Raw genomic sequence first — 19,608 nt, 5'->3', positions numbered from 1 at the left:
GCTTTCCGAACTTTATGCATGCGCAATGTTGACAGGCGGCCAACCCTTAGGTATCAGCCGCCCCTCACGCGGACGGAACCACTTCCTCGGCTCCCGACGCACAAGAATTACGGATCAATCCCATGCAAAAGACCACGGCTTCCCTGAAGCCCGCCGAGGTCGAGAAGAAGTGGATCGTGGTCGACGCCAAGGACGCCGTTGTCGGTCGTCTGGCGACGTTCATCGCCATGCGTCTTCGCGGCAAGCACCGTCCCGACTACACCCCGCACGTCGACTGCGGCGACTTCGTCGTCGTGATCAACGCCGACAAGGTGAAGTTCACCGGCAAGAAGCTGGACGACAAGGTTTACTACCGTCACACCGGTCACCCGGGCGGCATCAAGGAAACCACCCCGCGCAAGGTGCTGGGCGGTCAATTCCCCGAGCGCGTCCTGAACAAGGCCGTCGAGCGTATGCTGCCCAAGGAGAGCCCGCTGGCTCGCAAGCAGCTGACGCACCTGCTGGTCTACGCCGGCGCTGAGCACCCGCACCAAGCGCAAAGCCCGGAAGTCATCGACTTCGCGGCGCGCAACGTCAAGAACACCCGGAGCGTCTAAGCCATGTCCGAAGCTCAAGGTTTTGACGCGCTGGCCAGCCTGTCCAGCAACCCGCAAGCGGCCGCTCCGGCCGAGCCGAAGATCGACGCCCAAGGCCGCTCGTACGCGACCGGCAAGCGTAAGAACGCCATCGCGCGCGTCTGGATCAAGCCGGGCACCGGCAAGATCACGGTCAACGGCCGCGACCAGGAAGTCTATTTCGCTCGCCCCGTGCTGCGCATGATGATCGCCCAGCCGCTGCAAGTGACCGAGCGTCTCGGCCAGTTCGACGTCGACGTCACCGTCGAAGGTTCGGGCCTGTCGGGTCAAGCCGGCGCCATCCGTCACGGCCTGTCCAAGGCCCTGACCTACTACGAACCGGCTCTGCGCCCGGTCCTGAAGCCGCACGGCTTCCTGACCCGCGACAGCCGCGTCGTCGAGCGTAAGAAGTACGGCAAGGCCAAGGCCCGCCGCAGCTTCCAGTTCTCGAAGCGCTAAGCGCGTCGTCGCACGCGTTTTGGAAGAGGGCGCTTCGGTCATCCGAAGCGCCCTTTTTCTTGTGAATTCCGATCGGGCCGGACAGCGCCCGAATGCATGCGCCGGTCACATGGCGCTGCAAGACTGGGCCCGACGCGAAGCGGCCCAGGCCGAGGAGTTGGCATCATGGCGAACACCCCCAAGGTCTTCATTGACGGCGAAGTCGGCACCACCGGCCTGCAGATCCGCGAGCGCCTGATCGGCCGCACCGATCTTCAGCTGATCTCGATCGATCCCGAGCGCCGCAAGGATCCGGTGGCTCGCGCGGAGATGCTGAACGCCGCCGACGCGGTGATCCTGTGCCTGCCCGACGACGCGGCCAAGGAGGCTGTCGGCCTGATCGAGAACCCGCTGGTCAAGGTCATCGACGCCTCCAGCGCCCATCGCACCAATGCCGAATGGACCTACGGCTTCCCCGAGCTGGACAAGGAACAGCGCAAGAAGATCGCGGCTTCGAAGCAGATCTCGAATCCGGGCTGCTACGCCACCGGCGCCATCGCCCTGACCCGTCCGCTGGTCTCGGCCGGCCTGCTGTCTTCGGACCTGCCGGTCTCGTTCAACGGCGTCTCGGGCTACACCGGCGGCGGCAAGGCGATGATCGCCGAGTTCGAGGACGAGAGCTCGCCGACCTACACCAAGGTCGCCTACCGCATCTACGGCCTGTCGCTGACCCACAAGCACGTGCCCGAGATCCAGAAGCACGGCGGCCTGCTGTCGCGCCCGATCTTCACCCCGGCCGTCGGCCGCTACGCGCAAGGCATGCTGGTCGAGCTGCCGCTGCACCTTGGCCTGCTCGAAGGCTCGTGCTCGCTGGGCGACCTCCATGCCGCGCTCGCCGCCCACTACAAGGGCGAGAGCTTCGTCGAGATCGCTTCGCTGGACGAGGCCAAGTCGTTGACGACGCTCGATCCCGAAGGGCTGAACGGCACCAACCGCCTGAAGCTGTTCGTGTTCGGCTCCGACACCAGCGGCCAGGCCCGACTGGTGGCCCTGCTCGACAACCTGGGCAAGGGCGCCTCGGGCGCGGCGGTGCAGAACCTCAACCTGGCGCTCGGCCTGGACGAGAAGGCTGGGCTCTGACGAGTTTTCCCTCTCCCTATGGGAGAGGGAGCTTCACGCTCGCCAGCGGTAGTGCCCGACCGGCTTGTGCAGCTTGAAGATCCATAGCGCCTCCTCGCGGGCGCCGGCGCCGATGTTGTGCACCACGCGCACCTTGTCGGGCCCCTGCACGACCACGCCGATGTGCGGGCGGCCGTTGCCGAACAGCCGCCAAGTCAGCACGTCGCCGGGCAGGGGATCGGAAAAGCCGTCGCCCGAGCGAGCGTCCTGGCTGGCGCGCAGCTTCGCGCCCTGGCGATCCAGATAGGTCTCCAGGTTCAGCACGCGACGATGGTCGATGTTGGCGTCGGCGCTCTTCTGGCCCCAGGCGCGCCTGGCGGGATAGGCCGAGAAGGCGCGGACCATGTCGGCGTGCACGCGCTCCTGCAGGTCGATGTTCCAGGCGTCGCGGGCGGCCCGCACCAGCACGTCGGCGCAGACGCCGGTCGAGCGCAGCACGTCGCCCCGAGGATAACCGATCGCGCGATAGCTGGGATCGTAGTCCAGGGTCACGCCGATCTGGGTGCGCGCCGCCTGGGCCAGTTTCAGGCCGTCTCCACGCGCGGCCGCGCCCAGCCAGGGGGCGGCGGCCAGCAGGCCCAGCGCGGTGCGACGAGAAAGGTCGAGCATGGCGACAAGCTCCGCCGTGATCGGGGCGAGTTTTGGGCGAACGTCGGTCTTGCTGACGTCAAATTTCATCCAGAAGGCGAGGTCCGGGTCCCTGGACGGCCAGCGAGTCGTCGGGGTTGCGCAGTGGGCAGGCCGTCAGCGACAGGCAGCCGCAGCCTATGCAGTCGTCGAGCTGGTCGCGCAGCTGGGTCAGGCGGTGGATGCGGGCGTCCAGGTCGTCGCGCCAGGTCGCCGACAGGTCGCGCCAGTTCTGCTGGCTGGGCGCGCGATCGTCGGGCAGGGCGGCCAGCGCCTGCTTGATCTCGTTCAGCGGCATGCCGGTGCGCTGGGCGACCTTGATCACCGCCACCCGTCGCAGCATGCCGCGTGGATAGCGCCGCTGGTTGCCCTCGGTGCGCAGGCTGCGGATCAGGCCCTTGGCCTCATAGAAGTGCAGGGCCGACACCGCCACGCCCGCGCGCTTGGCCAGTTCGCCGACGCTGAGCGTCTGAAAGGCGGAGGGGCAGTCGGACATGGCGCTTGACCTCAAGTTTGCTTGAGGTTTTACAGGAGAGGCTCCGCAACCGGCAACGCCTTCCTGGAGCCTCCCCATGACCTTCGCCGCCGCCACGACCGCCGTCGCAGCCGCCGCTGTCGCCAGCCCCGTCGAGCCCAGGGCGGCGCGCCCCGAGCCGGTGGTCAATATCAGCGTCATCCGTCCGAAGACCGGTCAGTTCGAGGCCTTCCTCGAGCTGCAACTGGCCCAGCACCTGCGCTTGCGCGGCCAGGTGAAGGGCCTGCGCGGCGCCCGCCTGTTTCGCTCGGAGCAGGGGCTGGTGCTGATCTCGGTGTTCGACACACAGGCGGACGCTGACCTCTTCCGCGAGGATCCGCGCTTCACCGAGCACATGGCCCGGGTGCGCCCGCTGATCGAGACGTCCGAGGCGGGCGTGTTCGCCGAGGCCTATGCGGTGGGGATGGTGTGAGAAACCTCCCCCAGAGGGGGAGGTTCTCTAAGCCGCTTCCGCGTTCGAACGCACCCGCACGAAGCTGCCCGGCGCGTCCTCGAAGGCCTTCAGCGGGCCCTTGGAGGGATCGCGGGCCGGAACCAGCTTACCGGACTTGGCCTTCAGCCATTCCGCCCAGTGCGGCCACCACGACCCCGGATGCTCCACCGCGCCGGCGATCCAGCCGTCGACCGAGCCGGGCAGGTGCTCGTTGGTCCAGTGCTGGTACTTCCTGGCGTCGGGGTGGTTGATCACGCCCGCGATATGGCCCGAGCCGGCCATGGTGAAGGTCACCGGCCCACCGAAGGCTCGCGCGCCGCGATAGACGCTGCGGTAGGGGGCGATGTGGTCGTCCTTCGACGACTGCACATAGATCGGCGTCTTGACCTTCGACAGGTCCAGGACCTCGCCGCCCAGGGTCAGGCGGCCATGGGTCAGGTTGTTGTCCTTGTAGAAGTTGCGCAGGTAGAACAGGTGCAGCGATTTCGGCATCCGCGTCTGGTCGGCGTTCCAGAATAGCAGGTCGAACGGGCGCGGCTCCTTGCCCATCAGGTAGTTGTTGATGAAGAACGACCAGATCAGGTCGTTGCCGCGCAGGGCGTTGAAGGTGTCGGCCATCGACTGGCTGGGCAGGAAGCCGCCCTGCTGGTCCATCCGCGCCTCGATCTCCTTCAGCCAGGCCTCGTCGGTGAACAGCAAGAGGTCGCCGGCCTCGGCGAAGTCCTGCTGGGCGGCGAAGAAGGTGGCCGAGTTGATGCGCTTGTCGCCCTTGGCGGCCATGTGGGCCAGGGCGCACGACAAGAGGGTGCCGCCGATGCAGTAGCCGACGGTGTTGACCCTGTCGACGCCGCACTGGGTCATGACCTGCTGGCTGGCGTCGTAGATGCCTTCGAGCATGTAGTCCTCGAAGGTCTTGGCGGCCAGGCGGGTGTCCGGGTTGACCCACGAGGCGACGAACACCGTGAAGCCCTGGCCGGTCAGCCAGCGGATCATCGAGTTCTCGGGCCGCAGATCCAGGATGTAGAACTTGTTGATCCAGGGCGGGAAGATCAGCAGGGGGATTTCGTGCTGTTGTTCGGTGGCCGGATCGAACTGGATCAGCTGCAGGATGTCGTTCTGGTAGACCACCTTGCCGGGGGCGGTGGCGACGTTCTCGCCGACCTTGAACTTGGCCAGGTCCGTCTGGCTGATGGCCAGCTGGCCGCCGCCGCGTTCCAGGTCGGCGGCGAAATTCTCCATGCCGCGCTTCAGGCTCTCGCCGTTGGTGTGCATCACCTCGCGCAGGGCGGCGGGGTTGGAGATCAGGAAATTCGACGGCGAGAAGGCGTCGGTCAGCATCTTGGTGAAGAACTCGACGCGGCGCTTGGACTGCGGGTCGACGTTCTCGGCCTGGGCGACCAGGCCGTTCAGCCAGTTCGACGTCAGCAGGTAGGACTGCTTCATCATGTCGAACACGGGGTTGGACGACCAGTCGGGGTCGGAAAAGCGCTTGTCGCCGTGGGCCGGGGCGACCACCGGTTTGGCCTCTTCGCCGACGGCGCGGCGGGCGGCCGACTGCCAAAGCTCCATGTAGCCGCTGAAGAGGTCGGCCTGGGCGCGCAGCAGCCGGTCCGGCTGCGACGCAAGGCTGCCGATCACCTCGTTGAGGGCGGGCCCCACATGGAACGGGTCGGGCGACAGGGCCGCGGGCCGGTCGGCCTGGCGCAGGGCGGCCTCGGCGATCGCGCCCTGCGCGGTGACCGCCGCGCGGGCGAGGTTGGCCGACAGGGCCTCCATCATTCGCCGCTGCTCCTCGGTCAGCAGCGCGGTGAAATCGGGGGCGCCGGAGGCGGCGGCCGATTCGGGCTTGGGATCGGGCTCAGAGGGCGGAGGAGGGGGCTTTGGCGTCATGGCGGCCGTCTTGCGCGATGCGGAAGGCTTGCGGGGCTTCGCCGCAGTCTTGACGCTCTTGCCCGCGTCCTTGCCGTCGCCCTTGGCCATGCGCGTTCCTTCCGCCTGAATGTCGCTTATCGACCGCCGATTCTCGTTCGGCGCCTTCCGCTCGCCGCGATCATCGCATAAGACCTGAGACAAGATGAACGGCCAAACCGGTAAAATCGTACGTTTCGGCGCCTCGCTCGCGGTCCTCTCGGCCGTGCTGTCGGCCTGCGCCTCGTCGCCGTTCACGCCGCCGCCGGTCGACGCCACTTCGCCGGTGGCCGCCGGCGCCGAAGCGGCCGCCAAGGAGCGGGGCAAGATCCCGAGCCTGGCCAGCATTCCGGCCGTGCCGACCGACATTCCCAAGCCGGGCGAATACAAGGCCCAGGTCCAGGCCGAGCAGGCCGCCGCCGCTCAGCTCCGTCGCGACACCGCGCCGGAAACCTTCGCCCTGACCGACACCCAAGGCTTCGCCGCCCGCGCCCAGCGCGCCGGCCGCGTTCCGCCGTCGGAAATCCCCACCGTCGCCGATCGCGCCGAGACCGAAGCCTTCGCCAAGGCTGCTCGTGGCCGAGCTACCCCGCCTCCGTCCAAGCCCCAATAGGGCGACGGAGGCATAATTTTCCTTGAACTGGCTTGGCTAGGCCCCGCTTGGGGTCTATCCATGCCCGACTTTTCGCTCCTGCAGCGCCAGAGGGCGCACGAGCCATCATGACCGCCGACTTTCACCGTATCCGCCGCCTGCCGCCTTACGTCTTCGAAGAGGTCAACCGCATCAAGGCTCGCCTGCGCGGCCAGGGCGTCGACATCATCGACTTCGGCATGGGCAATCCGGACATGCCCACGCCCAAGCACATCGTCGACAAGCTGATCGAGACCTCGCGCGACCCGCGCGCCGGCCGCTATTCGGCCTCGAAGGGCATCCCCGGCCTGCGCAAGGCCATGGCTGGCTACTACGACCGCCGCTTCGGCGTGAAGCTGAACCCCGATACCGAGGTGATCTCGACCCTCGGCTCGAAGGAGGGCTTCGCCAACCTTGCCCAGGCCCTGACGGCCCCCGGCGACGTCATCATCTGTCCGAACCCGGCCTATCCGATCCACGCCTTCGGCTTCATCATGGCCGGCGGCGTCATTCGCCACGTGCCGGCGCTGAGCCCCGAGCAGTACCTCAGCAATATCAGCCGCGCGGTGAAGCACTCGGTGCCGCCGCCGTCCGTGCTGATCCTGTCCTATCCGTCGAACCCGACGGCCCAGACCGTCGACCTCGACTTCTACAAGGACGCCGTGGCGCTGGCCAAGAAGCACGACCTGCTGGTCATCAGCGACGTGGCCTACGGCGAGATCTATTTCGAGGATAACCCGCCGCCGTCGATCCTGCAGGTCGACGGCGCCAAGGACATCGCCGTCGAGGTCAACTCGCTGTCGAAGACCTACGCCATGGCCGGCTGGCGCGTGGGCATGGTGGTCGGCAACGCCCGTATCTGCGCCGCCCTGGCCCGCGTGAAGTCCTATCTCGACTACGGCGCATACACGCCGGTGCAGGTGGCCGCCGCCGCCGCGCTGAACGGTCCGCAGGATTGCGTCGAGGAGATCCGCGGCATCTACAAGGGCCGCCGCGACACCCTGGTCTCGTCGATGAAGCGCGCCGGCTGGGACATCCCCAACCCGCCCGCCTCGATGTTCGCCTGGGCGAAGATCCCGCCGCAGTTCGAGGCGGCCGGCTCGATGCTGTTCTCGCGCCTGCTGATCGAGGAGGCCGGCGTCGCCGTCGCTCCGGGCATCGGTTTCGGCGAATACGGCGAGGGCTATGTCCGCATCGGCCTCGTCGAGAACGAGCACCGCATCAAGCAGGCCGCGCGCAACGTGAAGAAGTTCATCGCCAACGCCGACCAGATCCTCGCCAAGGCCCACAACAGCCTCGAACAGGCCTGACCCGACCACGACGACTTCGCCCTGGCCCCGCCCAGGGCGCGGGTCTCCACCGCACGCCGCCACACTGGCCCTCGTCCCCAGGTTCGCCGAAGGAGAGGGCGGTCCCGCAAGGGGCCACCGGACCACGAGGAACCGCACCATGACTCAGAAAACCTGGCGCGTCGGCGTCGCGGGCCTCGGCACCGTCGGCGGCGGTCTCCTGCAGTTCCTGGCCGACCGTCCCGACTTTGCCCCGGCTGGGGATCGCGCCGAGGTCGTCGCGGTGTCGGCCCGCTCCAAGTCGCGTCCGCGCACGGTCGACATCTCGGGCCTGGAATGGTTCGACGATCCGGTCGCCCTGGCCAGCTCGCCGAACGTCGACCTGTTCGTCGAACTGGTCGGCGGCAGCGACGGTCCGGCCAAGGCCGCGGTCGAGGCCGCCCTGAAGCTGGGCAAGCCAGTCGTCACCGCCAACAAGGCCCTGATCGCCGAGCACGGCGCCGAACTGGCCGCCCTGGCCGAGGCCAACGACGTGCCGCTGCTGTTCGAGGCCGCCGTCATGGGCGGCACGCCGGCGGTGAAGATGCTGCGCGAAGCCATGGTCGGCGACGACGTCGTCTCGGTGGCCGGCATTCTCAACGGCACCTGCAACTACATCCTCTCCGAAATGGAGAAGACCGGTCGCGACTTCGGCGACGTGCTGCGCGAGGCCCAGGCCCTGGGCTACGCCGAGGCCGATCCGACCATGGACGTCGGCGGCTTCGACGCCGGCCACAAGATCACCATCCTGGCCGCCCTGGCCTTCGGCTGCGCCCCCAACTACGAGGCCGCGGAGATCGAGGGCATCAGCGAGGTCGAGCTGCTCGACATCAAGCTGGCCAAGGACCTGGGCTACCGCATCAAGCTGATCGCGGGGACCTCGAAGACCGAGGGCGGCGTGGCCGTGAAGGTCCATCCGACCCTGATCCCGCTGGAGCATCCGCTGGCCCAGGCGGGCGGCGCCCTGAACGCGCTGTTCATCGAGGGTACGCGCATCGGCCGCATCTTCATCCAGGGGCCGGGCGCCGGCGCCGGCCCGACGGCCGCCGCCGTCGCCGCCGATATCGCCGACGTGATGACCAGGGCCGCGCGGCCGGTGTTCCAGGCTCCGGCCGGCGCGCTGAAACCGTTCGTCGCCGTCGATCCGGCCAAGTCGGTGGGCAAGGCCTATTTGCGGATCATGGTCCGCGACGTGCCCGGCGCCATCGCCGCGATCTCCGAAACCCTGGCCGAGTGCGGCGTCTCGATTGACGCCTTCCTGCAAAAGCCTGTCGAAGGGGCGGGCGGCGTGCCGATCGTGCTCGTCACCCATGCGACTCCGGAATCCAAGCTGCTCGACGCGATTAGCCGCATCGAAAAGCTGCAGGCCGTGCTAGAGCGTCCCCGTCTTCTGCGCGTCGCGCGCAACTAGAGATCGCGAGCAACAAGCGGTCCAGGTGTGGAAGACATTGGGAAATTAGCCTCGCCACGGGCTGGGAGACACTGATGAGTTCTAACACCCTGGACCGTTCTCTGGTCCTGGATGCGGTCCGCGTGACCGAAGCCGCCGCCATCGCGTCGTGGACCATGGTCGGCCGGGGTGACGAGATGGCCGCCGACCAGGCCGCCGTCGACGCCATGCGCAACGCGCTCAACGAGCTTTCCATCGACGGCGAGATCGTCATCGGCGAGGGCGAACGCGACGAGGCGCCGATGCTCTATATCGGCGAGAAGGTGGGGCGTGGCGGCCCGACCGTCGACATCGCGCTCGATCCGCTGGAAGGCACGACCCTGACGGCCAAGGCCATGCCCAACGCGCTGGCCGTGATGGCCTGGGCGCCCAAGGGCACGCTGCTGAACGCCCCCGACACCTACATGGACAAGATCGCCTGCGGGCCGGGCTATCCGGCCGGCGTGATCGACCTGGACAAGTCGCCTGCCGACAACGTCAAGGCCCTGGCCGCCGCCAAGGGCGTCGAGCCTTCGCAGATCACCGTCTGCGTGCTGGACCGCCCGCGTCACGCCGAGATCATTGCTTCGGTCCGTTCGGCCGGGGCTCGGGTCAACCTGATCACCGACGGGGACGTGGCCGGCGTCATCAACACCGCCGACCCCTCGACGGGCATCGATCTCTATCTCGGGTCCGGCGGCGCCCCCGAGGGCGTGCTGGCCTGCGCGGCGCTCAAGTGCGTCGGCGGCCAGTTCCAGGGCCGTCTGATCTTCCGCAACGCCGACGAGCGCGCCCGCGCCGCGCGCTGGGGCGTCACCGAGTTCGACAAGAAGTACGACCTGCACGAGATCGTTCGGGCCGACGCGATCTTCGCCGCCACCGGCGTCACCTCCGGCGCCCTGCTGGACGGGGTGGGCTTCAAGGACGGCTTCGTCCATACCCACAGCCTGGTGATGAATTCCTCGACCGGAGCCGTGCGCGAAGTGCGCATGAAGCGCCGGGCCTAGGTTTTGTGGAGCCGACGGTCTCCGTCGGCCCGCTCCCGCACGTAATATTGTCGTACTAGTCTGCGAGTCGCTCGCGCCGCGGCGACTGATCGCCGCCCCGTATAGTCCGAGGCCCTTTCCATGACCGCCCTGATCGATCTCGCCAGCCATCTCGCCGGCGATCCCTCCAGCCCCGCGGTCAAGACCGTTGTCACCGAGATCGCCGCCGCCTGCGCCCGCATCAGCCGCGTGGTGGCCGGCGGGGCTATCCTGGGCAATCTCGGCGCGGCCGGGATCACCAACGTCCAGGACGAGGAGCAGAAGAAGCTCGACATCCTGACCAACGACCTGCTGAGCGACGCCCTGAAGGCCTGCGATCCGGTCGCCGGCATCGCCTCCGAAGAGCTCGAGCACGTCGAGACCACCGGCCGCCAGGGCGGCTACCTGGTCACCTTCGATCCGCTCGACGGCTCCAGCAACATCGACGTCAACGTCTCGGTCGGCACCATCTTCTCGATCCTGCCGGCGCCGGAAGGCCGCGAGCCGACCGAAGCCGACTTCCTGCAGCCCGGCCGCCATCAGGTCGGCGCCGGCTACGCCGTCTACGGTCCGCAGACCATGCTGGTCCTGACCCTGACCTCGGGCGTGGTGGGCTTTACCCTGTCTGCCGACGATCGCTGGCTGCTGACCCACGCCGCGTCGACCATTCCGGCCGACACCGCCGAGTTCGCCATCAACATGTCGAACCAGCGCCACTGGGCCCCGCCGATCCGTCGCTATGTCGACGGCTGCCTCGCCGGCAAGGAAGGCCCTAGGGCTAAGAACTTCAACATGCGCTGGGTGGCCTCGATGGTCGCCGACGTGCACCGCATCCTGATGCGCGGGGGCATCTTCATGTACCCGTGGGACGCCCGCGAGCCGGGCAAGCCGGGCAAGCTGCGCCTGATGTACGAGGCCAATCCCATGGCCCTGATCGTCGAGCGCGCCGGCGGCAAGGCCACCGACGGCGTCACCCCGATCCTCGACCTGGCGCCCAGCAAGCTGCACCAGCGCGTGCCGGTGGTGCTGGGTTCGGCCAACGAAGTGGATCAGGTCGCCAGGGAAACGGCGGCCGGATGATGGTTCGCGCCCTCTCCGAAAGGGGAGGGCGCGCTCGTCAGCGGGCGAGGGCGGCTTTCGAGCGCAGGACCGTCGCGGTGGCCAGGATCGAGCCGATCAGCACCAGTTCGCCGGCGTTGCCCAGCCAGAACACGCCGCTGCCGGCGCTGCCGAACATCGCCAGGGCGCCCAGGCAAAGCCACGGGACGCCCGCTCGCCGCCACAGCAGGACGCCGACGCCGATCAGCACCAGCACCGTCACGATCGACGGGATGGGCGGGCTGGCGGCCGCGTGGGCGTAGCGCAGCGTGCCGCCGTACTCCTTGAGCACCAGGTCCAGGTTGAAGATCTCGGTATAGGCGCCGAGCGCCACGAGCAGGGCGGTCAGAACCCATACCCAGGCGCGCAGGCGCAGCCTGGCGATCCAGAACACGATCGGGATCAGCAGCGGCGTCAGCAGGCCGTGCGCGACGTAGCGCGGCACCGACAGGCCGACGAGCAGGTCGCCCGCGCCGACCAGGGCTCCGGCGGCGATGATGGCGTTGTCCCAACACAGGGCCAGGATGATGATGGTCAGCGGCCAGATGCGGAGCGAGGCCGCATACGCACTGGCGGCCAGCATGCCGGCGGCCATCAGCCAGAACACAAGGGTCATAACGCGGGCGCTCCGTCCGATTCGCTGTCTCTATTCATGGTCGAAGGTAGAGCGGGCGTGATTATCGGCGTCTCCGGCGCGCGAAGTCGTCGCCACACGATCAGGGGCCACACGATCAGGGGCCATACGATCAAGCGGGCGTCCGATTTCGCCGCACCGGCGTGTCATGGATCGAATCCCGTAAAGCGGATAGGGTCGACCAATGCCCCAAGATGCTGATTTCAGGCTGGTCTAGCCCATGGCCGCCGACGGTCACGCCGTACCCGCCGCCGCCGAGGCCTTTCTGGGCGTCGAGCGCTCCCTGTCTGGCCGCGCCTGGCGCGAGCGCCCCGCCGACGCCGCCGTCGCCCGCGACATCGCCAGGCTGCACGGCCTTTCCGAGCCCTTGGCCCGCGCCTTGGCCGCGCGGGGGGTCGGGCTGGACGGCGCCCGTGACTACTTGCAGCCGACCCTGAAGTCGCTGTTCCCCGACCCGTCCAGCTTCACCGACATGGACCGGGCCGCCGAAATCCTGATCGACGCCCTGGAGCAGGGGCGGCCGACCATGGTGTTCGCCGACTATGACGTCGACGGCGCCACCAGCGCCGCCCAGTTGGTGCGCTGGTTCCGGCACATGGGCGTCGAGCTGCCGATCTATATTCCCGATCGCCTGAAGGAGGGCTACGGGCCCAGCCCCGCGGCCTTCAAGACCATCCGCGAGACAGGCGCCGAACTGGTCGTCACCCTCGACTGCGGCGCGGCCGCCTACGACGCCATCGCCAGCGCCGCCACGATCGGCCTGGAGGTCGTGGTCATCGACCACCACCTGATGCGCGAGGACCCTCCGGCCGCGGCCGCCGTGGTCAATCCCAACCGTCCCGGCTGCCAGAGCGGGCAGGGCGTCCTGGCGGCCGCCGGCGTCACCTTCATCCTGCTGGTCGCCCTCAATCGCGAGGCCCGCAAGCGCGGCCTGTTCGGCGAGGGGCGGCCCGAGCCCGACCTGCGCCAGTGGCTGGACCTGACGGCCCTGGGCGAGGTCTGCGACGTCACCCAGCTGGTCGGCTTCAACCGGTCGCTGACGGCCACGGGCCTGCGGGTGATGTCCAACTGGGCCAATCCGGGCCTGAAGGCGCTTCTGGAGGTGGCCAAGGGGCAGGGGGCGGCCAGCGTCTTCCACGCCGGCTTCATCCTGGGGCCGCGAATCAACGCGGGCGGCCGCATCGGTCGCTCAGACCTCGGCGCGCGCCTGCTCTCCACCGATGATCCGATCGAGGCCCGGGCGCTGGCCGAGGAGCTCGACGAGCTCAACACCGAACGCAAGGCCGTCGAGGCCGCCGTGGTCGAGGAGGCCGTGGCGATTCTCGAGCGCAGCAGCAACTTCAACCCCGACGCTCCGGTCATCGTGGTGGCCGGCGAGGACTGGCATCCGGGCGTCGTCGGTATCGTCGCCAGCCGCCTGCGCGAGCGCTATCGCAAGCCGACCCTGGTCATCGGCATCGACCGCGCGGCGGGAATCGCCAAGGGCTCGGGCCGGTCGCAGCCGGGCGTGAATCTCGGCCGGGCCGTGCAGGCCGCCTTCGAGGCCGGGATCCTGATGGCCGGCGGCGGGCACGCCATGGCCGCGGGCCTGACCGTGCGGCCCGATTCGATTCCCGAGCTGCGCGCCTTCCTGGAAGAAGCCCTGGCCGGCGAGATGGAGGCCGTGGGGGCCGAGTCGGTCGAGATCGACGCCCTCGTGCAGCCGCGCGCCGCCAATCGCGGTCTCTGGACCGAATTCCAGCAGATGGCTCCGTTCGGCCCCGGCAATGTGGAGCCGACCTTCGCCCTGGCTGGCGTGCGCCCCGAGCGGGTCATGGCGCTGCGCGGCGGTCACGTGCGAGTCGACCTCGTCGGACCGACTGGCGACCGCATCAAGGCCGTGTCCTGGCGTTCGGCCGAGACGGATCTGGGCCGTCGGCTGCTGGCGGGCGGCGGCGCTCTGCACGTCGTTGGCCGCCTGAAACCCGATGATTACATGGGCCGGGAAGGGGTCCAGCTCGAGATCGAGGACGCCGCAGATCCCCGCATGTGGACGGAATAAAAAAATCGCATCTGACCGCTTGCGCTCTCCGGGGAGCCTTTGTATATCCCCGGCTCCTCGCGGCGACGCGGTCCCTTCGTCTATCGGTTAGGACGCCAGATTTTCAATCTGGAGAGAGGGGTTCGACTCCCCTAGGGACTGCCAGTCGCGAGGCGTCTACTTTGAACTACTGCGGATTACCTTGCTTCTGTGAAGCTTAGTGGTCCCTTCGTCTATCGGTTAGGACGCCAGATTTTCAATCTGGAGAGAGGGGTTCGACTCCCCTAGGGACTGCCAACCGCAGAGTTCAGAGTTTCCCATACGACACAGAAGGCGCGACTAAACGTCGCGCCTTTCGTATTGCGCGCTCTCCACATCATTTGGCCATTGACGGCCATCCCTCCCCGAGAACAGTGTTATTCTTGTGGCGCTCGCTCCTTTGGGCTGTTTGGGCGAGCCAGAGGGGCGGAATGTCTGGTTACGACTTGGATGCATCGGGCGTGCACGAAGACCTCGTGCGTATCAGCGGCCGTGTGAAATGGTTCGACGTCGGCAAGGGCTACGGCTTCATTGTCCCTGACGATCCGGGCCAGACAGGCCTGAAGGACGTCCTGCTTCACGTTACCTCCCTGCGCAATTGCGGCCGCGAGTCGGCCCTCGAGGGTTCGGTCATCGTCTGCGACGTGGTCAAGCGGCCCAAGGGCTGGCAGGTCAGCGAGGTCGTCGATCTCGACGAGACCTCGGCGCCGTCGCCGCTGGAGCGCCCGCGACGCACTTTCGACGAAGCCGCGCCCCGGCGCGAGGGGCCCCGCAGCTTCGGCGGCGCGTCCCGCCAGTCCCTGACGCCGGCCGGCCCGCCCGAGCGAGCCAAGGTCAAGTGGTTCAACCGCACCAAGGGCTACGGCTTCGTGGTCCGCGACGAGGCGCCGGGCGACATCTTCGTGCACATCGAAACCCTGCGCCGCGGCGGGCTGGAGGATCTCCAGCCGGGCGACGACGTCATGGTTCGCTTCGCGCAGGGTCCGAAGGGGCTGGTCGTGGCCGAGATCACGGCCGCCTGAGGCGGCTTTTACGACCGGAGAGGGGCAGGGTAGGGTCCTTGCTGGCTCCATGGTTCTGGCGAGGCGTTCTTGGCCCTTCTCGATGATCCGCGACGGCGCGACGTGGTGCGGCTTCTGGCGGGCGCCTTCCCGGCGCTCGGCGTCGCCGGTCCGGCCCTGGCGGCCGGTCCGCGGCTCGAGCCGCTGGAGCTCGTCACCGGCCGCGGCGTCGTCCGTTTCCAGGTCGAGATCGCCGCCACCGAGGCCGAGCAGCGCAAGGGGCTGATGTTCCGCAAGTCGCTGGCTCCGGACCGCGGCATGCTGTTCGTCTACAAGAGGCCGCAGCGGGCGGCCTTCTGGATGAAGAACACCCTGATCCCGCTAGACATCCTCTATATCGGCCCCGACGGGCGGATCCTGTCGATGGTCCGCAACGCCCGTCCGCTCGACGAGACGCCGCTGCCGTCGGGCGGTCCCGTGCTCGGCGTGCTGGAGATCGCCGGCGGCCGGGCGGGGCAGCTCGGCGTGCTTCCCGGCGATCGCGTAAGGCACAGGATTTTCCCCAAGGGCTGAGCCGTGTCGAAAATCCCGCCCGCGCAGGCTTGCGTTTCGACCCCAAAGCCGAGTAGGAGCAACCCCTTGCTGGTGTCCGGAGCGTAGCGCAGCCTGGTAGCGCATCTGTTTTGGGAGCAGAGGGTCGCAGGTTCAAATCCTGCCGCTCCGACCACCGGCAGAGCCTTTTGGAGAGGTCCATGCTCGCCCGCATCTATCGTCCCGCCAAGAACGCCATGCAGTCGGGCAAGGCCAAGACCAAGGACTGGGTGCTGGAGTTCGAACCGGCCTCGGCCCGCAAGCCCGACCCGCTGATGGGCTGGACCCAGTCGAGCGACATGAACGGCCAGGTCCGCCTGACCTTCGAAACCCGCGACGAAGCCATCGCCTACGCCCAGCGTCACGAGATCTCGTTCCAGCTGTTCGAGCCGAAGGTTCCCAAGCGCATCATCAAGGCCTACGCCGACAACTTCGCGACCAACCGCAAGCAGCCCTGGACCCACTAAGGGTCCGGAACGCTGGGCCGGCGAGCGCGCGCCCTTAGCTCAGTTGGATAGAGCATTCGCCTTCTAAGCGAACGGTCGCAGGTTCGAATCCTGCAGGGCGCGCCAAGCCTACCCCAAGGCTACGACGCGCTACGCCAGAGCCGCTCCCTTGCCCGCAAGACGTAGAGTGGCGCAGAAGTGGCGGTAAAGAGCCCGCGTTTTCAATTGGTGTGCGACAGGGAATGCATTTTCCAGGTCGCGTTCCCGTCTGTCGAAACCGCATCGACGCAGATGCCGGAAACTGGCCGATCAGGATGCTGCTTGCGCGGCTTTCGGAGCGGTTTCGGGATGCGGGTGATGTTGAAGTACATGTCGTCCTCCATCCAGGATGTCTGGCCAGGAACGCTTGGAGCTTCGGCCCGCGGCTGACGAGGCGGGCGCTTCTTCGGTCGCGAGAACGCCGAACCGCAGGCGAGAACGAGCGGCGCGTCGTCGTAAGTGTGGTTAGGCTTGGAGGGCGGCCCACCGGAACCGCAGGCTGGTCTCCCCGGCCAGCTTGGCCTCGGCGGTGAAGCGTCGTTCGACGATCAGGCCTTCTCCGGCCGCGTCCACGGTCACCACGGTGCTGCACCGGGTCCCGAAAACGCGGTCGCGGATGAAGATGGGAGAGCCGACGGGGTGTGGCGCGGTCGTCGTGGTCTCGTCGTCGGCAAGGGCGTCCAGCAGTCCGTCGGTTTGGGCGTCGGCCCGGCCGAGCCATTCGGCGAGCCGTTGCTTCAGACGTACCACCTTGGGCCAGGCGGTGTTCAAGGTCGCGTTGGACAGACCGTGGATTCCCGGCGCCAGCGGTCTTGTGTCCGGTTGTGGGAAGTTGGTCGTGAACGCGGCCCTTGTCCCGGCGATGGTGATCAGGTTGAACGGGTTGAAGCGGAGTGATGGCGGAGGCGAGCTGTGGTCCTCTCCGGTCAGGATATCGCGCAACAGGCCGCCGCGCGAAAGCGCGCCGGGATCGGCGGGCGCCTCGACGTGACGATTGGTGACGACGGCAAGGCGGCCGGTTTCTGAAAGTCCAAGCCAGGTCCCGCCGGACGCCAGATCACGCCCGGCCAGGACGTGATCGGCTTCGGACCAGCGGGCCAGCGGCGCGGCGAGGCGGTCGTGCCGCTCGTCGCGGTTGGCGACGAGCACCAGGCGCCAGCGGGGGTGGGCCTGCCAGGCCAGGGCCAGAACGCACATCGGGTCGGCCTCTAGCGGCCTGTCTTGCTGGCCCGGGACAGCTCGCGGCTGGCCACGACGAAGTCGGCCTGGAAGATCGGATCGGCCTTCAGGCGCGCGACCAGGGCCGCGCCGACGATGCGGCCGGCCTCGACGTCGCTGCGATAGTGGACGCCGCAGACCACCCGGCTCTCGCCATAGGCCAGGCCTCGGGCCAGGATTGCGTCGGCGCGGTCGGGCGCCATCTCGGCCAGCACCAGGGCCCAGGCCCAGCCGAGCGCGGCGTGGCCCGAGGGATAGGAGCCGCTGGCCGCCAGCCAGGATTCAGGCGTGATGCAGGTCGTGGCCGGTTCGCGCACGAACGGACGGGGACGGGTGAAGCCGCGCTTGGCGGGCGTCTGGATCGTCTCCAGGTCGCCCAGCATCCGGCCCAGAAGATATGCCAGAGCAGGGGTCCGGGCGGGCGAGAACGTGATCCCCAACGCTTCGTCGAAGATGCGGGGCGCGTCGGGCGTCTCGATCTCGTTGTCGGCGCGGGCCTGCGCCCAGCGCGGCGTGCCTTGGAGGCCCCGGGTGGCGCGATAGATGGCGATGTCGTCCTGCTCCCGCAGCGATCCGGCCTCGGGTGGCGGGGGAAGGAAGGCGGCGGCGTTCGGCGCGCCGTCCTTGGCAAGGTAGCCATGCGGATGGTCGCGGAAACCGGTCCAGAAGGCGGGGGGCGGGGCGGAAGCTGTGGCGCAGCCGGCGACGGCGAGGGTCAGCGCCATCGCCGCCAGGCAGCGGGCGTGGATGAGCATGGTCATGGAGGCTCTGGAGATCAGGCGGGCTGGGCGCCGGGGCGGCCGTCCTCGACGGTCCAACTGTTCAGGGTGTAGCGAGCGGCCTTCGGATCGCGGACGTCGCTGACGGCCTGGTAGCGGGCGGTCAGCAGGCGAGGGGTGACGTCGATCGACATGTAGCCGCGCACACGACTGTCGAAGAACTTGATGTGCGGATTGGCCGGCATGGCCGACATCAGGCCTTGGTAGGGCGGGCCGCCGGACGTTATCGAGGTGCCCACGAACTCGGTCGCCACCGTGGGCGAGGCCTCGTCCCGGCTGTCCAGCTTGACGTCGTTGGTCCAGAACGAATGGTAGTCGCCAGCCAGCACGATCGGATTGCGCGGCTTCAGCGTGTGCAGCGCCTTGGTCATGCGGTCACGGGCGGCGGGGAAGCCGTCCCAGGTGTCGGTCCAGTAGCGGGTCTCCTGCCCTGGCGTCTCGAAGCGCAGGCCGGCCATGACCAGGTCCTGGCCCAGGACGTTCCAGCGGGCGTCGGTGCGGGCCAGGCCGTCGTAGAGCCAGCGCTCCTGCTCGAAGCCGAGGAAAGTGCGCGACGAATCCAGGCGATCGGCGCACTGGGCGTCGGTGACGATCTGGCCCTTGGCGCCGCCCTCGTCGACGCAGGCGCCGCGCGAGCGATGCTGGCGGCCGTCCAGCATGAAGAACTCGGCCAGCCGACCATAGCGGATGCGCTTGTGGATGGGCATCTGCAACTGGCTGTCGAGGCTCGTGCGGCGGATGGGCATGGCCTCGTAGAAGGCCTGATAGCCAGCCGCGCGGCGGCGCAGGAAGTCGCGCGGATCGCCGCCTTTGTCCGGCCAGCCGCCGGAATAGTTGTTCAGCACCTCGTGATCGTCCCAGGTGACCAGGCACGGGGCGGCCGCATGCAGGCGCTGCAGGTTCGCGTCGGTGCGGTGCAGGGCGTAGCGGTTGCGATAGCCGGCCAGGGTGGTGGCTTCCTCGAACCCGTAGTGGCGCACGTTGCCCGCCGCGCGCTCGCCCGTGCGGCTGTATTCGTAGATGTAGTCGCCGAGGAACAGGGTCAGGTCAGGGGCTTCGTCGGCCATGTGGCCGTAGGCGCTGAAATAGCCGACCTCCCAGTTCGAGCAGGAGGCGACGGCCAGTCGTAGCCGGTCGACTTCGGCGTTCGGCGCCGGCGCCGTGCGGGCCAGGCCCACGGGGCTCTGCTGGCCGGCGGCCGTGAAGCGATACCAGTAGGGGCGGCCCGGGCGCAGCCCCTGGACTTCGACGTGCACGGCGTGGGCGCTGGCGGCGTCAGCCGTGATGCGACCCGTCGCGGCGATGAGCCTGAAGCCTTCGTCGGCGGCGACTTCCCACAGCACCTCTATGGGAGCGGAGATGCCGCCTTGGCCGTCGGCGGCGATAGGGTCGGCGGCCAGTCTGGTCCACAGGACGAAGCCGTCGGGCCAGGGATCGCCGCTGGCGACGCCCAGGGGGAACAGGTAGGCGCCGCCGGCGCGGGCCTGGCCAAAGCGCAGGACGGCCGGAGCGGCGACCAGGCCGCCGATGAGGGCGCGCCGGGTCATAGGTGAGGGCGGGAGGGGGTGTTGCATCGACGGCGTCCTGGCAGGCGAA

The 19,608-nt window shown here is 68.3% G+C and carries 21 protein-coding genes and 4 tRNA genes; 17 read left to right on the top strand and 8 right to left on the bottom strand.

Translation table 11 applies throughout. The annotated features are described in order from the left end of the window. The first annotated feature begins 122 nt into the window (after positions 1-122). The 3 genes from rplM (at position 123) to argC (ending at position 2,192) form a co-directional block, all read left to right on the top strand. Positions 123-596 carry a 50S ribosomal protein L13 gene (gene rplM / locus V6S85_RS12860; RefSeq protein WP_116564231.1) on the top strand — a complete coding sequence of 158 codons (474 nt, stop codon included), beginning with the start codon at positions 123-125 and terminating at the stop codon, positions 594-596. 3 nt (positions 597-599) lie between these two features. Continuing rightward, positions 600-1,073, top strand: a complete 474-nt coding sequence (gene rpsI / locus V6S85_RS12855; RefSeq protein WP_116564233.1) for a 30S ribosomal protein S9 — start codon at positions 600-602, stop codon at positions 1,071-1,073. Between the two features lie 165 nt (positions 1,074-1,238). After that, entirely contained in the window at positions 1,239-2,192 is a 954-nt protein-coding gene (gene argC, locus V6S85_RS12850; RefSeq protein WP_334349127.1) for an N-acetyl-gamma-glutamyl-phosphate reductase, read from the top strand. 33 nt (positions 2,193-2,225) lie between these two features. Here argC and V6S85_RS12845 read toward each other — a convergent pair whose 3' ends face one another. After that, the gene (locus V6S85_RS12845; protein WP_334349126.1) at positions 2,226-2,840 is read right to left on the bottom strand and encodes a DUF1287 domain-containing protein; all 615 of its coding nucleotides are present in this window, start codon (positions 2,838-2,840) and stop codon (positions 2,226-2,228) included. A gap of 58 nt (positions 2,841-2,898) precedes the next feature. Then, positions 2,899-3,354 (bottom strand): redox-sensitive transcriptional activator SoxR, encoded by a 456-nt coding sequence (gene soxR, locus V6S85_RS12840; protein ID WP_334349125.1) that lies wholly within the window; start codon positions 3,352-3,354, stop codon positions 2,899-2,901. A gap of 76 nt (positions 3,355-3,430) precedes the next feature. Here soxR and V6S85_RS12835 point away from each other — a divergent pair, with 76 nt between their 5' ends. Continuing rightward, positions 3,431-3,805, top strand: a complete 375-nt coding sequence (locus V6S85_RS12835; protein ID WP_334349124.1) for an antibiotic biosynthesis monooxygenase — start codon at positions 3,431-3,433, stop codon at positions 3,803-3,805. A 27-nt stretch (positions 3,806-3,832) separates the two neighbouring features. Here V6S85_RS12835 and V6S85_RS12830 read toward each other — a convergent pair whose 3' ends face one another. Continuing rightward, positions 3,833-5,806, bottom strand: a complete 1,974-nt coding sequence (locus tag V6S85_RS12830; RefSeq protein ID WP_442885661.1) for a class I poly(R)-hydroxyalkanoic acid synthase — start codon at positions 5,804-5,806, stop codon at positions 3,833-3,835. Between the two features lie 94 nt (positions 5,807-5,900). On the opposite strand from V6S85_RS12830, the gene V6S85_RS12825 reads away from it, so the two are divergent. From V6S85_RS12825 to V6S85_RS12805, 5 genes are all read left to right on the top strand, one after another. Continuing rightward, positions 5,901-6,347 carry a hypothetical protein gene (locus tag V6S85_RS12825; RefSeq protein ID WP_116564243.1) on the top strand — a complete coding sequence of 149 codons (447 nt, stop codon included), beginning with the start codon at positions 5,901-5,903 and terminating at the stop codon, positions 6,345-6,347. Positions 6,348-6,454: 107 nt separating this feature from the next. Continuing rightward, positions 6,455-7,675: an LL-diaminopimelate aminotransferase gene (locus V6S85_RS12820; protein ID WP_116564244.1), complete on the top strand. Its 1,221-nt coding sequence runs from the start codon at positions 6,455-6,457 to the stop codon at positions 7,673-7,675. A gap of 139 nt (positions 7,676-7,814) precedes the next feature. Then, positions 7,815-9,104, top strand: coding sequence for a homoserine dehydrogenase (locus V6S85_RS12815; RefSeq protein ID WP_334349123.1), 1,290 nt, complete (start codon positions 7,815-7,817; stop codon positions 9,102-9,104). Between the two features lie 74 nt (positions 9,105-9,178). After that, positions 9,179-10,129, top strand: a complete 951-nt coding sequence (gene glpX, locus V6S85_RS12810; RefSeq protein ID WP_101719731.1) for a class II fructose-bisphosphatase — start codon at positions 9,179-9,181, stop codon at positions 10,127-10,129. A 120-nt stretch (positions 10,130-10,249) separates the two neighbouring features. Then, on the top strand, positions 10,250-11,227 hold the full coding sequence (locus tag V6S85_RS12805) for a class 1 fructose-bisphosphatase (protein WP_334349122.1): 978 nt from the start codon (positions 10,250-10,252) through the stop codon (positions 11,225-11,227). A gap of 37 nt (positions 11,228-11,264) precedes the next feature. Here the strand turns inward: V6S85_RS12805 and V6S85_RS12800 are convergent, their stop codons facing one another. Beyond that, entirely contained in the window at positions 11,265-11,861 is a 597-nt protein-coding gene (locus tag V6S85_RS12800) for a hypothetical protein (protein WP_334349121.1), read from the bottom strand. A 238-nt stretch (positions 11,862-12,099) separates the two neighbouring features. Here V6S85_RS12800 and recJ point away from each other — a divergent pair, with 238 nt between their 5' ends. The 8 genes from recJ (at position 12,100) to V6S85_RS12760 (ending at position 16,102) form a co-directional block, all read left to right on the top strand. Continuing rightward, the gene (gene recJ, locus V6S85_RS12795) at positions 12,100-13,920 is read left to right on the top strand and encodes a single-stranded-DNA-specific exonuclease RecJ (RefSeq protein ID WP_334349120.1); all 1,821 of its coding nucleotides are present in this window, start codon (positions 12,100-12,102) and stop codon (positions 13,918-13,920) included. A gap of 69 nt (positions 13,921-13,989) precedes the next feature. Continuing rightward, positions 13,990-14,064, top strand: a tRNA-Glu gene (locus tag V6S85_RS12790). 57 nt (positions 14,065-14,121) lie between these two features. Then, positions 14,122-14,196, top strand: a tRNA-Glu gene (locus tag V6S85_RS12785). Between the two features lie 173 nt (positions 14,197-14,369). Beyond that, positions 14,370-14,960, top strand: coding sequence for a stationary phase survival cold shock domain protein CspD (gene cspD, locus V6S85_RS12780; protein WP_116488800.1), 591 nt, complete (start codon positions 14,370-14,372; stop codon positions 14,958-14,960). Between the two features lie 69 nt (positions 14,961-15,029). Beyond that, positions 15,030-15,512: a DUF192 domain-containing protein gene (locus V6S85_RS12775; protein WP_334349119.1), complete on the top strand. Its 483-nt coding sequence runs from the start codon at positions 15,030-15,032 to the stop codon at positions 15,510-15,512. Between the two features lie 77 nt (positions 15,513-15,589). Beyond that, a tRNA-Pro gene (locus tag V6S85_RS12770) sits at positions 15,590-15,666 on the top strand. Positions 15,667-15,691: 25 nt separating this feature from the next. Beyond that, positions 15,692-15,997: an ETC complex I subunit gene (locus V6S85_RS12765; RefSeq protein ID WP_058346925.1), complete on the top strand. Its 306-nt coding sequence runs from the start codon at positions 15,692-15,694 to the stop codon at positions 15,995-15,997. 28 nt (positions 15,998-16,025) lie between these two features. Then, positions 16,026-16,102, top strand: a tRNA-Arg gene (locus tag V6S85_RS12760). A gap of 95 nt (positions 16,103-16,197) precedes the next feature. Here V6S85_RS12760 and V6S85_RS12755 read toward each other — a convergent pair. The 4 genes from V6S85_RS12755 to V6S85_RS12740 all read right to left on the bottom strand — a co-directional run bounded on the left by V6S85_RS12755 (position 16,198) and on the right by V6S85_RS12740 (position 19,586). After that, the gene (locus tag V6S85_RS12755) at positions 16,198-16,347 is read right to left on the bottom strand and encodes a hypothetical protein (RefSeq protein WP_334349118.1); all 150 of its coding nucleotides are present in this window, start codon (positions 16,345-16,347) and stop codon (positions 16,198-16,200) included. A 133-nt stretch (positions 16,348-16,480) separates the two neighbouring features. Further along, a complete protein-coding gene (locus V6S85_RS12750) occupies positions 16,481-17,212 on the bottom strand; it encodes an NRDE family protein (RefSeq protein WP_334349116.1) in 732 nt (243 codons plus the stop codon). An 11-nt stretch (positions 17,213-17,223) separates the two neighbouring features. Next, on the bottom strand, positions 17,224-17,994 hold the full coding sequence (locus V6S85_RS12745) for an acid phosphatase (protein ID WP_334349115.1): 771 nt from the start codon (positions 17,992-17,994) through the stop codon (positions 17,224-17,226). 14 nt (positions 17,995-18,008) lie between these two features. Further along, positions 18,009-19,586, bottom strand: coding sequence for an alkaline phosphatase D family protein (locus tag V6S85_RS12740; RefSeq protein WP_334349114.1), 1,578 nt, complete (start codon positions 19,584-19,586; stop codon positions 18,009-18,011). Between the last annotated feature and the right edge of the window lie 22 nt (positions 19,587-19,608).

Origin of the sequence: Caulobacter sp. CCNWLW153 (assembly GCF_036889365.1) — a bacterium.
Taxonomy (GTDB): domain Bacteria; phylum Pseudomonadota; class Alphaproteobacteria; order Caulobacterales; family Caulobacteraceae; genus Caulobacter; species Caulobacter radicis.
The sequence above is the reverse complement of the archived record's forward strand: the minus strand, read 5'-3'. Positions and strand labels throughout refer to the sequence as shown.

What these genes read in the sequence shown, in the direction of transcription:
- soxR (WP_334349125.1), bottom strand. Translation starts at nt 3,354, where the DNA reads ATGTCCGACTGCCCCTCCGCCTTTCAGACGCTCAGCGTCGGCGAACTG.
- argC (WP_334349127.1), top strand. Translation starts at nt 1,239, where the DNA reads ATGGCGAACACCCCCAAGGTCTTCATTGACGGCGAAGTCGGCACCACC.
- V6S85_RS12750 (WP_334349116.1), bottom strand. Translation starts at nt 17,212, where the DNA reads ATGTGCGTTCTGGCCCTGGCCTGGCAGGCCCACCCCCGCTGGCGCCTG.
- V6S85_RS12815 (WP_334349123.1), top strand. Translation starts at nt 7,815, where the DNA reads ATGACTCAGAAAACCTGGCGCGTCGGCGTCGCGGGCCTCGGCACCGTC.
- glpX (WP_101719731.1), top strand. Translation starts at nt 9,179, where the DNA reads ATGAGTTCTAACACCCTGGACCGTTCTCTGGTCCTGGATGCGGTCCGC.
- V6S85_RS12835 (WP_334349124.1), top strand. Translation starts at nt 3,431, where the DNA reads ATGACCTTCGCCGCCGCCACGACCGCCGTCGCAGCCGCCGCTGTCGCC.
- recJ (WP_334349120.1), top strand. Translation starts at nt 12,100, where the DNA reads ATGGCCGCCGACGGTCACGCCGTACCCGCCGCCGCCGAGGCCTTTCTG.
- V6S85_RS12805 (WP_334349122.1), top strand. Translation starts at nt 10,250, where the DNA reads ATGACCGCCCTGATCGATCTCGCCAGCCATCTCGCCGGCGATCCCTCC.
- V6S85_RS12845 (WP_334349126.1), bottom strand. Translation starts at nt 2,840, where the DNA reads ATGCTCGACCTTTCTCGTCGCACCGCGCTGGGCCTGCTGGCCGCCGCC.
- V6S85_RS12740 (WP_334349114.1), bottom strand. Translation starts at nt 19,586, where the DNA reads ATGCAACACCCCCTCCCGCCCTCACCTATGACCCGGCGCGCCCTCATC.
- V6S85_RS12800 (WP_334349121.1), bottom strand. Translation starts at nt 11,861, where the DNA reads ATGACCCTTGTGTTCTGGCTGATGGCCGCCGGCATGCTGGCCGCCAGT.
- rpsI (WP_116564233.1), top strand. Translation starts at nt 600, where the DNA reads ATGTCCGAAGCTCAAGGTTTTGACGCGCTGGCCAGCCTGTCCAGCAAC.
- rplM (WP_116564231.1), top strand. Translation starts at nt 123, where the DNA reads ATGCAAAAGACCACGGCTTCCCTGAAGCCCGCCGAGGTCGAGAAGAAG.
- V6S85_RS12830 (WP_442885661.1), bottom strand. Translation starts at nt 5,806, where the DNA reads ATGGCCAAGGGCGACGGCAAGGACGCGGGCAAGAGCGTCAAGACTGCG.
- V6S85_RS12765 (WP_058346925.1), top strand. Translation starts at nt 15,692, where the DNA reads ATGCTCGCCCGCATCTATCGTCCCGCCAAGAACGCCATGCAGTCGGGC.
- V6S85_RS12745 (WP_334349115.1), bottom strand. Translation starts at nt 17,994, where the DNA reads ATGACCATGCTCATCCACGCCCGCTGCCTGGCGGCGATGGCGCTGACC.
- V6S85_RS12755 (WP_334349118.1), bottom strand. Translation starts at nt 16,347, where the DNA reads ATGTACTTCAACATCACCCGCATCCCGAAACCGCTCCGAAAGCCGCGC.
- V6S85_RS12820 (WP_116564244.1), top strand. Translation starts at nt 6,455, where the DNA reads ATGACCGCCGACTTTCACCGTATCCGCCGCCTGCCGCCTTACGTCTTC.
- cspD (WP_116488800.1), top strand. Translation starts at nt 14,370, where the DNA reads ATGTCTGGTTACGACTTGGATGCATCGGGCGTGCACGAAGACCTCGTG.
- V6S85_RS12825 (WP_116564243.1), top strand. Translation starts at nt 5,901, where the DNA reads ATGAACGGCCAAACCGGTAAAATCGTACGTTTCGGCGCCTCGCTCGCG.